This window comes from Bacteroidia bacterium (genome assembly GCA_040880525.1).
Taxonomy (GTDB): Bacteria; Bacteroidota; Bacteroidia; order CAILMK01; family JBBDIG01; genus JBBDIG01.
The window spans coordinates 1-14,833 of record JBBDIG010000002.1 but is presented as its reverse complement, the minus strand read 5'-3'; the positions used below and the strand labels follow the sequence as shown (position 1 = coordinate 14,833).

At 45.3% G+C, this 14,833-nt stretch carries 13 protein-coding genes; 7 read left to right on the top strand and 6 right to left on the bottom strand.

The features are described 5' to 3' along the window. Positions 1-53 precede the first annotated feature (53 nt). Together WD077_00290 and WD077_00285 are read left to right on the top strand one after the other, a co-directional pair. Positions 54-1,064: an aspartate-semialdehyde dehydrogenase gene (locus WD077_00290; GenBank protein ID MEX0965649.1), complete on the top strand. Its 1,011-nt coding sequence runs from the start codon at positions 54-56 to the stop codon at positions 1,062-1,064. A 27-nt stretch (positions 1,065-1,091) separates the two neighbouring features. Further along, the gene (locus tag WD077_00285) at positions 1,092-1,322 is read left to right on the top strand and encodes a cytochrome b5 domain-containing protein (protein MEX0965648.1); all 231 of its coding nucleotides are present in this window, start codon (positions 1,092-1,094) and stop codon (positions 1,320-1,322) included. Here WD077_00285 and WD077_00280 read toward each other — a convergent pair. Further along, the gene (locus tag WD077_00280) at positions 1,319-2,203 is read right to left on the bottom strand and encodes a UbiA family prenyltransferase (protein MEX0965647.1); all 885 of its coding nucleotides are present in this window, start codon (positions 2,201-2,203) and stop codon (positions 1,319-1,321) included. The genes WD077_00285 and WD077_00280 overlap by 4 nt on opposite strands. Positions 2,204-2,401: 198 nt before the next feature. Here WD077_00280 and recQ point away from each other — a divergent pair, with 198 nt between their 5' ends. Continuing rightward, positions 2,402-4,588, top strand: a complete 2,187-nt coding sequence (gene recQ, locus WD077_00275; GenBank protein ID MEX0965646.1) for a DNA helicase RecQ — start codon at positions 2,402-2,404, stop codon at positions 4,586-4,588. 61 nt (positions 4,589-4,649) lie between these two features. Here recQ and WD077_00270 read toward each other — a convergent pair whose 3' ends face one another. Then, complete coding sequence (locus WD077_00270; protein ID MEX0965645.1) at positions 4,650-5,912, bottom strand: LEA type 2 family protein; 1,263 nt, start codon at positions 5,910-5,912, stop codon at positions 4,650-4,652. 125 nt (positions 5,913-6,037) lie between these two features. On the opposite strand from WD077_00270, the gene WD077_00265 reads away from it, so the two are divergent. The 3 genes from WD077_00265 (at position 6,038) to WD077_00255 (ending at position 8,033) form a co-directional block, all read left to right on the top strand. Then, positions 6,038-6,973: an exopolyphosphatase gene (locus WD077_00265; protein ID MEX0965644.1), complete on the top strand. Its 936-nt coding sequence runs from the start codon at positions 6,038-6,040 to the stop codon at positions 6,971-6,973. After that, positions 6,973-7,311 (top strand): tRNA-binding protein, encoded by a 339-nt coding sequence (locus tag WD077_00260; protein ID MEX0965643.1) that lies wholly within the window; start codon positions 6,973-6,975, stop codon positions 7,309-7,311. Before WD077_00265 ends, WD077_00260 begins: the two co-directional genes overlap by 1 nt. Before the next feature lie 116 nt (positions 7,312-7,427). Continuing rightward, positions 7,428-8,033 carry a superoxide dismutase gene (locus tag WD077_00255; protein MEX0965642.1) on the top strand — a complete coding sequence of 202 codons (606 nt, stop codon included), beginning with the start codon at positions 7,428-7,430 and terminating at the stop codon, positions 8,031-8,033. 84 nt (positions 8,034-8,117) lie between these two features. Here the strand turns inward: WD077_00255 and WD077_00250 are convergent, their stop codons facing one another. Then, on the bottom strand, positions 8,118-8,555 hold the full coding sequence (locus WD077_00250) for a hypothetical protein (protein MEX0965641.1): 438 nt from the start codon (positions 8,553-8,555) through the stop codon (positions 8,118-8,120). Between the two features lie 211 nt (positions 8,556-8,766). After that, positions 8,767-11,544, bottom strand: a complete 2,778-nt coding sequence (locus WD077_00245) for a gliding motility-associated C-terminal domain-containing protein (protein ID MEX0965640.1) — start codon at positions 11,542-11,544, stop codon at positions 8,767-8,769. An 87-nt stretch (positions 11,545-11,631) separates the two neighbouring features. Between WD077_00245 and serS the strand changes: the two genes are divergently transcribed. Further along, positions 11,632-12,903: a serine--tRNA ligase gene (gene serS, locus WD077_00240; GenBank protein MEX0965639.1), complete on the top strand. Its 1,272-nt coding sequence runs from the start codon at positions 11,632-11,634 to the stop codon at positions 12,901-12,903. A gap of 180 nt (positions 12,904-13,083) precedes the next feature. On the opposite strand, the gene WD077_00235 is transcribed toward serS, so the two are convergent. Further along, the gene (locus WD077_00235; protein ID MEX0965638.1) at positions 13,084-13,707 is read right to left on the bottom strand and encodes a hypothetical protein; all 624 of its coding nucleotides are present in this window, start codon (positions 13,705-13,707) and stop codon (positions 13,084-13,086) included. Positions 13,708-13,916: 209 nt separating this feature from the next. Then, positions 13,917-14,833: gliding motility-associated C-terminal domain-containing protein (locus WD077_00230; GenBank protein ID MEX0965637.1), on the bottom strand; the 917-nt coding region annotated here is incomplete at its 5' end.

The following is a 14,833-nucleotide window of genomic DNA, read 5'->3' as shown; positions in this document are numbered from 1 at the left end:
CGTGCATCGTCCTACCTTTGCAATTACGTTTGAATTCTAAAATTTTCTGAGTGATGAAAATCGCAATAATTGGTGCTACCGGACTGGTAGGACGTAAAATGATGCAGGTGCTGGATGAATCAGGATTGCCGGTAGATGAACTTTACCTGGCAGCATCTGAAAGATCAAAGGGCTCAAAAATTACTTTTCAGGGCCGTGAGCTGATCCTGGAAACGATTGGCGAAGTTCTTAACAGGAAACCTGATGCTGCCTTGTTTTCGGCTGGTGGAGATATTTCAATGGAGTGGGCTGAGAAATTTGCAGATGCGGGCGTTAAGGTGATTGACAATTCATCAGCATGGAGAATGCATCCTGAAATAAAACTTATTGTGCCGGAGATCAATGGTTTTGATTTGACTCCCGAAGATAAGATCATTGCCAATCCTAACTGCTCTACCATTCAACTCGTTATGGTGCTGAATCCGTTGCACGAAAGGTATGGAATAAAACGAGTGCTGGTTTCCACTTATCAGTCTGTGTCGGGCAGCGGCAACAAGGGGATTGGCCAAATGATGGATGAGCGCACCGGCACAGAAGGGAAAAAAGCGTATCCTCATACAATTGACCAAAACTGCCTGCCCCATTGCGATGCGTTTACTGAGAATGGCTACACCCGCGAAGAAATGAAACTGATGAATGAAAGCCGCAAGATCCTGAAACTTCCCGCTCTGAAACTGTCTGCGACTGCTGTACGCGTTCCTGTTCAGGGCGGACATTCTGAGAGTGTAAATATTGAATTTGAAAATAAGCCTGATGTTGATGAAATACGGGAAATTCTCAGCCAGTCTGCAGGAGTGATCGTACAGGATGATCCCGGAAAAAACCTTTATCCAATGCCGCTGCTGGCCAAAGACCAGAATGAAGTTTTTGTGGGTCGCATCCGGGCCGATCTCAGTAACGAAAACGCGATCAACCTATGGATCGTGGCGGACAACATTCGCAAAGGGGCTGCTACCAATGCCGTTCAAATCCTGGGATTGCTTATGCATTGCGGCTTTCTCGAAAAAGATCAGGTGTCGCAATAGCGAAAAATAATTTTGAACATCGAAGAAATGTTGCCGGGCTATACCCGGTCCCAACTGGCACTGAGAAATGGGCAGGACAGACAGGAAGTGTGGGTGGCCTATCGTGGGATTATTTATGACGTGAGCCGGAGCCGACTTTGGTTCACCGGCAATCATTATGAGCATTGGGCAGGACAGGACCTGACCGATGAACTTCCGGATGCTCCGCACACGGAAACGGTTTTTGACAAATTTGACCCTGTAGGAAGATTGATTTAGAAAACCTTGTCCAGCCAACTGAACAGGAGCACCAACACCGGCAGCACCACCACCCCGCCATCCAGCCAAAAGGTATAATACTGCTCTGGCCGCTTTGGCTTCCATTTAATTATAGCAAGATAAACGGCTGCTATAATTTGCGGCAGGGCAAGAGCAAAGAATTCATGGCCGAACTGCAGCACCACCAGAACCGCGAAAAGGATGAGCATCAACAAGGCCATCAGCAACGTGAGGCGGATGCCTATTCTGCCCGGTACAGTCCTCACTTTTGCCAATTCATCAGGATGCAGATCACGAATATCAAAAGGCAGGCTTAGCGCAAAAATGAACAGGAAATGCTGACTCCACAGGGAGAACACTTCACCATTAATAAACTCGGGATCGTTATTTAATATCGGAACTATTGTGGTGGAAGTGCTCCAGACAAAGGCTATCAGGAATATTTTCAGCAAACCTATTTGCTTTAGCCTCATCGTTTTTGCCTTGACGATTGGAATGGAATACGCTACGGAAATGAAAGCCAGCACCGCAAGCACGATCAGTGCTTCCGTATTAAGAAACCATGCACCCGCAGCCATCAGAGGAACTGACGCGAACATTATAGTCCTGAGCACCTGACTATTTTTCCGAAGCCAAATGTGGCGAATAGTAAATATGTCCGTATCTGCGGAATAAATTCTATCGAAATTATATATGAATAATATGGATCCAAATAACAGCATCAGGTAAAATACGTCTGTACTTTGAAAGGAAATTTTCAGCAGCGCGAAAGTTGAGAAACCAAGCAGGGCCCCGCCTGTAGCAATAAAAAAATTTCCAAATATTAAAGTCCTGATAATTGAAGAGAACGCAGGTTTGCGAAAATTTTCTTTATTAAACATTCATGCAGGAAGGTTATGGTTTAAATTTTAAATTTAACTAACTTGAATGCCTCATTGTGGTTCCGTTTGGGCAAAGAATGGAGGGTTTTTTGATAAACGGGCCAATCCATGAAAATACCTCGTTTTCCAGTTTGAAAAAACTGCTCTTTGAAGCCCTTTAATAAATTAATTGTAAACAAAAGAAAGTAAGGTAAAAAAATGATAGCAGAGCAAAAGGCAGAAGATATTTTAAAAGACTTCTTTGGATTTGATTCCTTCAAGGGCAACCAAAAAGAAATTGTTGACAGCGTTATTGCGGGCAGAGACACATTTGTGATAATGCCTACGGGAGGAGGTAAAAGCCTTTGTTACCAGCTTCCTGCGATAATGAGCGAAGGCACGGCCATCATCATTTCACCGCTTATCGCCCTGATGAAAAACCAGGTAGACCTGATTCAGGCATTTGGCAGCAAAACCGGAGTGGCGCATTTCATGAATTCGTCTCTCACGAAAAAACAGACAGATAAGGTAAAAGAGGATGTTTTATCAGGCAATACCAAAATGTTGTATATCGCTCCTGAATCACTCACAAAGGAAGAAACGGTAAATTTTATTAATCAGGTCAAGGTTCCATTTGTAGCGGTGGATGAAGCCCATTGTATTTCTGAGTGGGGCCATGACTTCAGGCCTGAATACAGAAGGATCAGGCAAATAGTGGATGCTATTGGTGGTGCTCCGGTCATTGCTCTCACGGCATCAGCCACTCCCAAAGTGCAGGAGGACATTCTGAAAAATTTGAAGATGCAGAATGCCAATGTATTTTATGCATCTTTTAATCGCCCCAATCTCTATTATACCGTCAGGCCCAAACCTACCCGGCAGCAAGCGGTAAAAGAACTGACTTCTATTCTTTCAAAAAATAAAGGGAAATCTGCGATCGTATACTGCCTGAGCCGGAAAACCGTGGAGGAATTGGCCGAGACCCTGAAGATCAATGGGATCAATGCGCTTCCCTATCATGCCGGTATGGATGCCAGTACGCGTACCCGCCATCAGGACCGGTTCCTCATGGAAGATGTGGACGTGATCGTGGCGACCATTGCCTTCGGAATGGGAATAGACAAACCGGACGTACGTTTCGTGGTCCACTTCGATGTACCCAAAAGCCTGGAAAGCTATTATCAGGAAACCGGGCGCGGAGGCCGCGATGGTATCATCTGCGAGTGCGTGCTGTATTACAATAATGCGGATCTGTCAAAGCTGGAAAAATTTCTTAAAGATAAACCGGTCGCAGAACGGGAAGTAGGGACGCTACTCCTGAATGAAATGGCATCCTTTTCTGAAAGCAGTGCTTGCCGCAGAAAGGCGCTCCTGCATTATTTCGGGGAGGAGTTTGATGCTGACGATTGCCACAAGATGTGCGACAATTGCCGTAATCCAAGAGAAAGGTTTGATGCCAAGAAAGAGATGAAGCTTGTGCTTCAATCCGTCAAAATGCTTGAAGATCAATTCCAGCCTGATCATATCATTGATTTCCTGAGAGGAGAGAAGTCTGATCAGATCATAAAGAGACGCAATGATGAACTGGAACTTTTTGGAGAGGGAGAAGGAAAGGACCGGAACTTCTGGAGATCCATCGTAAGGCACGCCACGCTGGAAGGCTATCTGAAAAAGGACATTGAAAGCTACGGCAAATTGTCTTTAACTGAAGAAGGTGAAAAATACCTTAAAAAACCCACAACCTTCATGATGAGTGAGGATGTGAATTTTGAAGATGCGCCCGTGGTTGACGAGCCGGAAGGTGGAATTGGCTATGATGAAACCCTCTTCAACCTGCTGAAGGACGTGAGGAAAATCGTGGCAAAAGACAAGAAAGTTCCGCCATATATCGTGTTCCAGGATCCTTCATTGGAGGAAATGGCGATCAAATATCCTATTTCTCAGAAGGAGCTTTCACAGATCGTAGGAGTGAGTGTCGGCAAAGCTGCTAAATACGGAACCAAATTCCTGGAAGTGATCAGCAACTATGTGGAAGAAAATGACATTGACCGGCCAGATGACTTTGTTGTAAAATCGGTTCCCAATAAATCCGCGAACAAAGTTTATATCATTCAGAATATTGATAAGAAGATGAACCTTGATGACATTGCACGCTCCAAGGGGATGACCATGGTGGAATTGATGGAAGAAATTGAGAACATCGTTTATTCCGGTACAAAGCTGAATTTGGATTACTATATTAATGATATCCTGGATGAAGAGTATCAGGAAGAGGTTTTCGATTATTTCCGTACTTCAGAAAGCAGCTCTCTTGAAAAGGCATTGCAGGATTTGGGAACAGATGTTTATACACTCGAAGAAATCCAGTTGATGCACATTAAATTTATCTCGGAAATGGCCAATTAAAACGGCCCCAGGATTTATATAAATAGAAGCCCTTCCACAGTAATGTGGCTGGGCTTTTTACTTATTTGTTCTTAATCTTTTTAATATCAATGGTTCCTTCGCGTCTGAGCCTTAAGGTAAGATCGCCTACAGCCTCTACATCAGAGGTAACACTGAGTGTTGCCCAGAATTTATAATCAGGTTTTGAACCCAGCAGCACTTTCAGGCTGGTCCATCCGGCCCTTGCCGGTTTTATATTTACCGGTAATTCCAGAAATGCAAGGTCGTGACCATCCACCCGTTGTTTTTGCGTTGCGGTTTCCTCTGCCATCAATTCATCTTTCACATCCAGGCGATAGCTAACCCTGTGAATGGTCAGGCCAAAATTGTTCTCATTCACTACCTGGAGCGTGAGCATGATTTCAGTTGTATCGAAAGCGAATTTTGTCAGCTTCCAGCTATCAAGCGTTATCTCTGGAGGCCGCAGCACCCGGATGCGCCTGTCAATATTAAAGCGCACTAATAATTTGTTCTGCATCTTTAGTGCAGCGTAGCCAGCGAGGTTCACCCACATGCTGTCCTGGTCTTCTTTACTTTTTAGCAACGCCCTGAATTTAGTCAGGTGCAAAGCAGCAGGAACAATCACTTCCTGGCCTTTTTCTCCAAGTTTGACCTCCTTTTGTTTTTCTACCACAAGGAATTCCAGTTCATCAGATTGTAGCCTCATTTCAAGACTGTCAATCTCTGTATCGCCTGGAAGGTCCTTAAGCAGGTTTAGTTGCAATGCTATATCGGCTACCTTCTCTTCTTCTCCCAGCAAGTCAATATCCGCTGAATGTATGGCAAGAGCAGGTTCGTTTGACATATTAAAATCCCGGGAGGTGCCAAATTCCAGTTCGCGCGTTCCAATGATTGGAAATTTTGTGAAAAGGTGAAATCGCACCCTTACAGCATTTCCTTCGGGTCGTTTTGCCTCCTCATATTGTGCAAGGCTCAAACGTAAAGGAACTGGAACCGAAGTTCTGTCATTTGATTCCAGCATGATCTCATCCAATTGTTGCCCAGCCGCAAGCAGTGTATCGTTCATTATAATTTCGTATTTAATGCTGTCGAACTGCACATCGAAAGGCAGAAAATTATTTAATGATACATAAAAGCGCAGGGTCGCCATCTCAGGCGAATCTTCCCGTATTTCAACATAAACCGAATCCACTGTAGGCTTTATTTCGGCATTTAAATCCACACTTTTGAGCCACCCTGCCACTATTCCCACACCAACTGCCAAAAGAATCAAAACAAGCAGTGCAATACCCCATTTGCGATTTTTAGAAGAACCTCCGGACATATATTTAAAAAATTAGAGAACCATGAAATGCCGACCAATGAACGCCACCAGCGGGCTCTTGTTCGGCTCAAAGGTTCATCGTTTTGCAATTCTTATATCTTTGCCCGCCTTCAATAAAGCATCAAATGGCGAAGTATGTAGCAATTCTTGATCTTGGCACCAACACCTTTCATTTATTGGTAGTGAGAGAACTGCCCGATTTAGGATTTGAGGTGGTGGAACGTCTTCAGGCTGCAGTAAAGCTGGGTGAAGGTGGGATGATGAACAACCTCATCACGGAAGGCGGAATTAAACGGGGGCTCCAAACCATAGAAAAAGTGAAACGCGTCCTCAACCGATATCCAGGTGCTGCGTTCATTGCGATAGGTACTTCCATGCTCAGGGAGGCCACTAATTCCGACAGTTTTATAGCAAGGGCTGAGGAAGTTCTTGACGCAGAGATTCGCGTGATTTCGGGTGATAAAGAGGCAGAATATATTGCGCACGGGGTTCGGCAGGCTGTGGCATTTGAAAAGAAACCGGCACTCATCATGGATATTGGTGGCGGTAGCGTGGAATTCATCATTGCTAACGACACCGACATATTCTGGAAAAGAAGCTACGAAACAGGTGCCGCCCGTCTCAAAGAGAAATTTAGTTTGAAAGCGCCTGTTTCAAAACAGCAGGTGGAATTAATATGTAAATTCCTGGATGACGAACTTGGAGAATTATTTGAAAAAACGAAGGAATATAATATAGACACATTGGCCGGGGCTGCGGGTTCCTTCGAAACTTTAGCCCAGGTTGACAGAATTCGTTACGGACTGGTTGATATTCCGGTTACCCACGCTATTGACATGGAACATTTTCAAGCCATCTACAATAAGATTCTTTCCAGTACGCACAAAGAGATCATTGAAATTCCGGGAATGGTAGCCTTCCGGGCAGATATGATCTCTGCAGCACTTATCACTACGGATTACGTGGTGAGGAAGGCCGGAATTAAGACCATGATATTTTCTGATTATTCTATGAAAGAGGGAGTTTTATACGTTGAACTGCACAAACGCCTGCATCATTAATGACAAAGGAAATTGAATTTAATGATTTTCTGAAAGTGGATATCAGGGTAGGTCAAATTGTAGAAGCCCTTCCGTTTCCGGAAGCCAGGAAACCTTCATTTAAGCTGGTTATTGACCTGGGACCACTCGGCCTGAAAAAATCCTGCGCGCAGCTTACGCGCCATTATACCGCAGAAAAGCTCATCGGAAAGCAGGTGCTTTGCGTGGTGAATTTTCCTCCCCGGCAGATCGGACCGGCCATGAGCGAAGTTCTCACTCTGGGCGTTCCGGATGAAGAAAATGAACCTGTACTTTTATCTCCTGATTTGAATGTGCCAACCGGAGGGCGATTATATTGATTCAACGGTTATATGTTGAATAAAAAAACAGATGGTGCCCGGAAGTTAAACTACTGCAACAATTGATTGTTAGCCCTTGAAACATTTATTCTTTTCAACATTAAAATAAGAAAATCATGTCTTTCGAACTTCCAAAATTACCTTATGATTACAATGCACTGGAACCGCATATTGATGGTGAAACCATGAAAATTCATCATACGAAGCATCACCAGGCTTACACTGATAAACTGAACGCAGCCCTGGAAGGCACCGGTAATGAGAATAAAGAAATTGAGGACATTCTCACCAATATCTCAAAGTATCCTGCCGCTGTGCGGAATAACGGTGGCGGATTTTACAACCACCGGCTGTTCTGGAATATTATGGCTCCCAATGCTGGCGGAGAACCTCAGGGAGAATTGGCTGATGCCATTAAAAGTGCATTTGGTTCTTTTGATGACTTTAAGAAGAAATTCAGTGATGCTGCGGCCACTCAGTTTGGTTCAGGCTGGGCATGGCTGGTAGTAGACGGTGGCAAGCTGAAAGTAGGCTCCACTCCGAATCAGGATAATCCCCTCATGGATGTAGTGGATTTGAATGGCACCCCCATTCTGGGACTGGACGTTTGGGAGCATGCCTATTATCTCAAATACCAGAACAAGCGCCCTGACTACATCAATGCCTGGTGGAACGTGGTAAACTGGAATGAAGTGAATAAAAAATTTAAAGAAGCAAAATAATCTTCCTGTAAATTTTCCTTAATAAAAAAAGCCTCAGCATGTTGAGGCTTTTTTTTTCCAAAATATCACGTAATAACAGTCAGGTCATTTTTTTTCAAATTCGTATTCTTCGCCACCCTCCGCTTCTATCCACAGTTCCTTGCTGGTAAGCCGCAAAATTTCCCATTCGGTTTTGCCTCCACCATCATCAAAGTCCAATTCGATATTCTCTTTATTATCTTCAAATTCCCACTCACCGGTCACCTCGTAATCGTAGGTCCCTGAGTAGCCGGGATATGAGTAAGTAATTTCCAAAAGGAGTTCGAAATCTCCATCCTTTTCAAATTCAATAATCATATTGACTTCTCCGAAGGGAGAAGTAATGGGTTTCTCAAGTTCCCATTCTCCGACCAGCCTGGCTTTCTTGCTTTTGAGGCTGATCCTTGGCCCATCCTCATATTTTTTGCAGGACTGAACATTGAAAAGAATAGCCGCAGAAGCAATTGCGGCTAAAGAGAATTTGTGCGTGCGGTTAAGTTCCATAGCTTTATTTTTAAATGATTGGAATGCCAAAAATAGATTATTTATTTAAAAAAAGCTACCAAAAATTTGATTGTGAATTTTCATCTTGCTGAAGATAAGGCAATGAGAAGTGTTTTCTTTAAATTCACGGCACGGAGTGGAGATTCAGTTGCTGAGTGACCTTAAGTACCGGAGTTATCTACAAAAAGCAAGAATTTCACGCATAAATATACTACCGGATCAGCGTAATGGTGCCGTGCACTGATCCAATGCGAGTGCTTTTAAGAAGATAATAATAAGCTCCTTCGGGTAGCGGTGTGCCGTTAAAAGTACCGTCCCAACGGGGTTCCTGGTTCTGTATTTCATACACTTTCTCCCCCCAGCGATTGAAAATGGAAAGGTCTATATCCTCGCAACTGTAATTGATTCCCTTCACGGTAAAATAACTGTTAAGATCATCTCCGGCATTGGGCGTAAAAACATTGGGAACGAAGATCTCTTCATATGAATCTTCCACAACTACCACATTCAGCGTAACGGTATCCTCGCAAGCTGTGCCCTTATTCAGTATGAGGCTCACAGGATAAGAACCCGGTTCAGTGAAGAAATACCCGGGATTATCCTCTTCGCTGGTGGAGCCATCAGGGAATATCCAGTATTTATCAGATTCTGATCCGGAAATATCCTCAAATGTATATTCAAATACGCAGGAGTCTAAGCTCCAGGTAAAATCCGGAAGCGGTATTTCAAGGTCAATCTTAAAGATCGCGTTGTTGCAATTGCTGCTGTTATTGGTATTTGACCATACCCCGGGCGTTGTGGGGAAATTGTCATCACCACCGCATCCTGCACACACGGACTGGTAAACAATGGCATTCTTATCAAACCTGCTTGTGCCGCCATCCACATGTTCATCGCTGTTTGGGCTGCCCCAGTAAGTAGCATAGAGCAGGCTTTCCATTTCCCGCGACCACACAGCGAGGTAAAAGTCAGAACCGTCAGTAGACTTTTGAAAAGCATCATCCGTGAGACGAAGGCCACTTATATCACCCCCTGGCCCGAAGGGTGGACTATTGGTGTTACCACCCCAGCCTGAAAAATATAGCCGTTCACATTTATCCACCAAAAATGCGGATGGCGAAAGAAGGGCTTTTCCGCTTCCATTGCCAAACAAGGTAGAGTAGATAATGTCCGTCAGCGAGCCATTTATCTTGGTGATGAACTGGCCGCTGTTGTCGTCAATATATTGGGTATTATGAACCGGAAATGCTCCGGGGCCATCTGTCTGTCCGGCAATATAGATATTACCGGATATATCCTGCTGAATAAAATATGCCTGATCATAACTCGATGTTCCTAAAAAAGTACCGTGTAAAATGGACGTTCCATCTGCGTCAATATGGCAAACAAAGGCATCGGCCTCGCCCCCTCTATTCGCATCCTGATAGGCCGAAGTAACCTGGAAAAGAGACGAACTTTCCGTTCCTCCACAAACGTAAACACTATGATCTTCCGAAACCGTGATTCCGAAAGCTGCATCATCTCCTTCTCCGCCAAGAAAAGAACTCCATAGCAGGGAAGAGAGATCATCACTAAGTTTGAAAATACAGCCATCCTGATTATCACCGCCAAAAGCCGGTTGAAAGGCGTTTGAGCTAACCGGAAAATCTTCAGACTGAGTACATGTCGCCACGAAAACGGAATTGTCAGTATCTGCAATCACTTCTCCTCTGAAGTCATCACCATAGTTCTGTTTCAGTGGAATTAGGTTCAATCCTGCTGAATCATATTTATGATTAAGACCGTCTTCACCTGCTCCGCCAACATAAGTTCCGGCCAGGAGATTTGTGCCATCTTCTGAAAACTTAACCACATAAATATCATGCGCACCATTGAAACTGGTATCGTAAGCTGAGGGTGTAACCGGAAAATCAGGCGATCCCGTATTTCCGAAAACGATCAGTTCATTTTTGTTATTCACCACCATGCTGTGCGGGTCTTCGTTATGTGAACCACCCAGATAGGTGGCAAACAGCAATTGTGTGCCATCCGGGGAATATTTCAGGATGCCGACATCCCTGTCCTCTCCAAAGCCGGTGGAAACAGGTTCCGGAACGCCACCCTGGAATGTGGTTTCAAATGCACCGGTGGTGGCAGGAAATTGCGGCCCGAAGGCTGTTCCTCCTGAATAAGCATTGCCCTGCTGATCAAAGGTGGCGGTGTAGCCGAAGTTATCAGCATTGGAGCCTGAATACGTGGAAAAAATCACTTCGGGATCTATATACAGCAGGAGGTTGGGATCATATCCTTCAGCGAATGAAAAACCAACCTGATTGCCTTCAAGCTGCCATTTTACGGATACTGTCTTTTTCTTTCCATTGCTGATCTGCCATGCCTCAGGAGCTGATTCTTTAAGCTTTCCAAGTGAAGTCTGGATTACCAGTTCACCGTTTTCAAGATTAAGATCATCTGCTCCTGAATAAGCCATTTTTATTGAAGCCGGGTTGCCTCCGGGATGTACGATAAAGTTATATTTCAAACCGTCATTTTTTCCTAAAAGCTCCAAATCCACTTTAGGATAAATATCTTTTACAACCAGGGTTTGATAGCCATAAAGCCGCGAAACCCATGTTTCCGGATTTTTTTCTAAAAAGTAATTATAGTAAAAAGAGGTAGGATCCGATTCGGTAATTACAGGTTGAGCATTGGCGCCTTCAAAATTCACTTGCACAGCATGATGGCTTACTTTTCCATCGGTAGCGCTTCCGTGGTGTATATCATGAATTTTTTCAAAATCTGTCAAACAATAAATGAAGCGGTTCTGCGAGAGGTAGAACATTCCGCCAGGAATTTTAGCCCTGTAAGCGAAAGGTTCTGGCCACTGATTCTTGTTGGCTACGAAGTGAACCTGACTGATAACGCTGCCTGGTAAAAGAACCAGAAGCGCAAAAATGGGCAGCAGTTTAAGAGAGAATAGGCGTTGTATAAAAGCCATGTTGAGGATTACCATCAGTCAAATCTACCGAACTAACACAATTTGAGTTCCAAGATGTCTCCTGCCTTGCTATTTTTGCCCCTCATTTAAAAACCCGAAGCCATGTTATCTTTATACCAGATCAGGGTAAAATCCGAAGAAATAGCCGCAGCCCTTGAGAAACGAAATTTTCCAGGGAAGGTAAGCATTGCAAAAGTGGTGGAACTGGATAAGAAAATCCGGCAATTAAAGCAGGACCATGAAGATACCCTTAGCCGTTCAAAAAAAATTGCTACAGATATAGGAAAGCTATATAGCGAAGGAAAAGGAGCGGAAGCAGAGAAACTGAAGAATGAAACGGGTGAACTGAAACAGCGGTCAAAGGAGCTTTTCGAAGTACTGCAGGAAACGGAAGCGGAACTGCACCAACTATTGTTGAGCATTCCGAACGCTCCCCATGCCAGCGTTCCTGCAGGCGCTGCTGCTGAAGATAATGAGATCCTCCGTGAGTGGGGAGAAAAACTGCAGCTTTCGGCTGATGCTGTACCCCATTGGGATCTTACCAGCAAATATGACCTAATTGATTTCGAGGCAGGCGTAAAAATAACCGGATCAGGATTTCCGCTTTATAAGGGAAAAGGTGCCAGGCTACAGCGGGCACTGGTCAATTTTTTTCTTGACCGGGCTACGGAAGCCGGCTATCTCGAAGTGCAGCCACCTATCCTCATCAATGCAGAAACCGGATATGGCACCGGCCAGCTTCCTGACAAAGAGGGCCAAATGTATCATGTGCAGAATGACCAGCTCTATCTGATTCCTACCGCTGAAGTGCCTGTTACCAATATTTACCGCGATGTGATCCTGAAGGAAAGTGATTTTCCGGTGAAGCTAACGGCTTACACGCCTTGTTTCAGACGGGAAGCCGGAAGCTATGGAAAAGATGTGCGCGGCCTCAACCGGCTGCATCAATTTGACAAAGTGGAAATCGTAAGAATTGAAAAGCCTGAAGATTCCTACCAGGTGCTGGAGGAAATGGTGGAATATGTGGAAAGTTTGCTTCAGGCGCTGGAACTTCCATATCGAGTGGCCAAGCTTTGCGCGGGCGATCTTGGCTTTGCAGCCGCGCTTACTTATGATATGGAGGTTTGGTCTGCGGGGCAGCAAAAATGGCTGGAAGTAAGCTCAGTTTCAAATTTCGAAACCTTCCAGAGCAACCGGCTTAAGCTGCGCTATAAAACCAGCGGAGGCAAAACCGACCTGGCCCATACCCTGAATGGCAGCGCCCTTGCGTTTCCACGGATCGTGGCTGCATTGCTTGAAAACAACCAGACCGCTAACGGAATTAAATTACCCAAAGCCCTGGCTCAGTATACTGGCTTCGATATGATTTCATAACAATAAAAGACCAGGTTTTTAATTTAAAACCTGAGCTCTTTTATTTAATATTAAGATTTTATTTAAGTCCGGAATTATTTTAAAGTCGCAGGAAAAGGCTTCCTTTTACCTTCTTTCATAATCCGCACTTTTGGCGGTGTGGGCTTCTCTGTTAACCGTTGTTTCATTATTTTAATATTTTTAAAAAATGCGGGAAATATTGGGTCTGTTTTCCGCTTTAGCAAAGTAGTTAATGCCGTGCATTCCTACTGCAAGGCTCAACATCAGGAAACACAGAATAATGTATTTTTTTGCACCGTATAGGGTTAATGCCCGGTCATCATTTACCATTGAGTTATGGTCGGTGGTATCAATAAACCGCTGTTTAAGATATGCCTGGAATTCTTCATTAGCTTTTTCTTTTCCATTTTGATATCCTTCATAATAGCTGATCAGTTCCTCATGATACTGGTGCAATTCGCTGGGGAAAGGCAGGAAACGATAAGCATGGCCACCATGCAAATTGTTGTACAACACCAGCACTTTATAAATAGAAATAGCCAGAAGAATAGCAGAAACTGTGTAGAAAAAGATAAAATATAACATCAGTACCAGGTTGGCCGTAAAGTCATAATAGGAGAGGAGCAGGCAGGCACTCACGCTCAAGGCTAAGATGAGGGCCAGCGGCATGTAAACCGAAGAATCAAGGCTGCTCTTTCGCTCTCCTTCCTTATAATACAGTTCCTTGTAAAAGTTCAGCTCATAGTCAGTGTTGCTGATTATTGAGTGCTTTTCCTTTGTTTTTTCTCGTGTATGAGGCCACATTGCAGATATATTTGGATAGGTCAAAGAAACCCCGACCGGCAGCGCATTTTGGTATTAAATTCCAAACAATACTTACAGGGGTAAGAACACCAAAAGGTTAAGTGCTGAAGGGTTCCCTGCCTACTTCTCAAAAGGACCGAACACCATCACTAATCACTGTTCACTAATCACTGTTCTTTTCTCTTCATCCCAATCCTAAAAGGATGATTCTACTCCACCACCGTCACAGTCCCCACCTCCCTCAGCACCTCACCGTCAAATCCATTCACAGTGATGCGGTAGAGGTAGACGCCAGCCGGAGCATTAGCGCCATTCCAGGGTTGGGAGGTTTCGGTGGTGTAGACGAGTTCGCCCCAGCGGTTGAAGATGCGCATGGAGTAGGACTTGATCCAGGCGCCAGCGGGGCCGAAGCTGTCGTTGATGCCGTCTGCCTGGCCGGGCGAGAAGGCGTTGGGTATCCAGAGTTTGGGGGCCTGGCGGGTGCAGACTACGATGGAGTGGCTGCGGGCGAAGCTGTCGGAGCGGTGGGCGATAACCTGATAGCAGAAGGCGGGCAGGTCTTCCGGCAGGTCGCTGTCGGTAAAACTGAGGTTGGGAGTTGAGGTGACGAACTGCCACGAGGCGCTGTCGGCACTGCGGTAAATCTCGAAGTGGCCGGTGGCGGGCCATTGCTCGTAATCCTGCCACTGGAGTAGGTTCTGGCCGTCTGCGGCAGCGACTTCGGGCATGATGATGCAGCCGGGGTTGGAGAGCGGACTGTTGTTGCCGCAAGAGTCTTGGGCGGTGACGAGAAAGCACCAGCGTTGCGTGATTCCGGGCAGGCGGACGACAAAATCGCGCGCGGAACCTGGGAGTGTGGCCACGACCGTTGGATCGGAAATACCAATTGGCTTCTGCCAGATTTGGTAAGCCGCCACGTCCGCAGCGGGCGAGGGCTGCCAGAGAAGTTCCACGGTTTCATTAGGCTGGTCAACAGAAGCCGAAACCAGCACGGGCGTTGCGGGAGAGCGGGTATCGAGCGCACGTTCGGTGGCGGTATTGGAACTGGAAACCAGCGCCACTGTTGAATCGGCCACGGCCTCGATGCGGTAGGTGTGCAGCGAGGTGCAGGTGAGGCCGCTGTCGG

Coding starts and splice junctions, on each gene's coding strand:
- WD077_00290 (MEX0965649.1), top strand. CDS start 54: ATGAAAATCGCAATAATTGGTGCTACCGGACTGGTAGGACGTAAAATG.
- WD077_00285 (MEX0965648.1), top strand. CDS start 1,092: ATGTTGCCGGGCTATACCCGGTCCCAACTGGCACTGAGAAATGGGCAG.
- WD077_00280 (MEX0965647.1), bottom strand. CDS start 2,203: ATGTTTAATAAAGAAAATTTTCGCAAACCTGCGTTCTCTTCAATTATC.
- recQ (MEX0965646.1), top strand. CDS start 2,402: ATGATAGCAGAGCAAAAGGCAGAAGATATTTTAAAAGACTTCTTTGGA.
- WD077_00270 (MEX0965645.1), bottom strand. CDS start 5,912: ATGTCCGGAGGTTCTTCTAAAAATCGCAAATGGGGTATTGCACTGCTT.
- WD077_00265 (MEX0965644.1), top strand. CDS start 6,038: ATGGCGAAGTATGTAGCAATTCTTGATCTTGGCACCAACACCTTTCAT.
- WD077_00260 (MEX0965643.1), top strand. CDS start 6,973: ATGACAAAGGAAATTGAATTTAATGATTTTCTGAAAGTGGATATCAGG.
- WD077_00255 (MEX0965642.1), top strand. CDS start 7,428: ATGTCTTTCGAACTTCCAAAATTACCTTATGATTACAATGCACTGGAA.
- WD077_00250 (MEX0965641.1), bottom strand. CDS start 8,555: ATGGAACTTAACCGCACGCACAAATTCTCTTTAGCCGCAATTGCTTCT.
- WD077_00245 (MEX0965640.1), bottom strand. CDS start 11,544: ATGGTAATCCTCAACATGGCTTTTATACAACGCCTATTCTCTCTTAAA.
- serS (MEX0965639.1), top strand. CDS start 11,632: ATGTTATCTTTATACCAGATCAGGGTAAAATCCGAAGAAATAGCCGCA.
- WD077_00235 (MEX0965638.1), bottom strand. CDS start 13,707: ATGTGGCCTCATACACGAGAAAAAACAAAGGAAAAGCACTCAATAATC.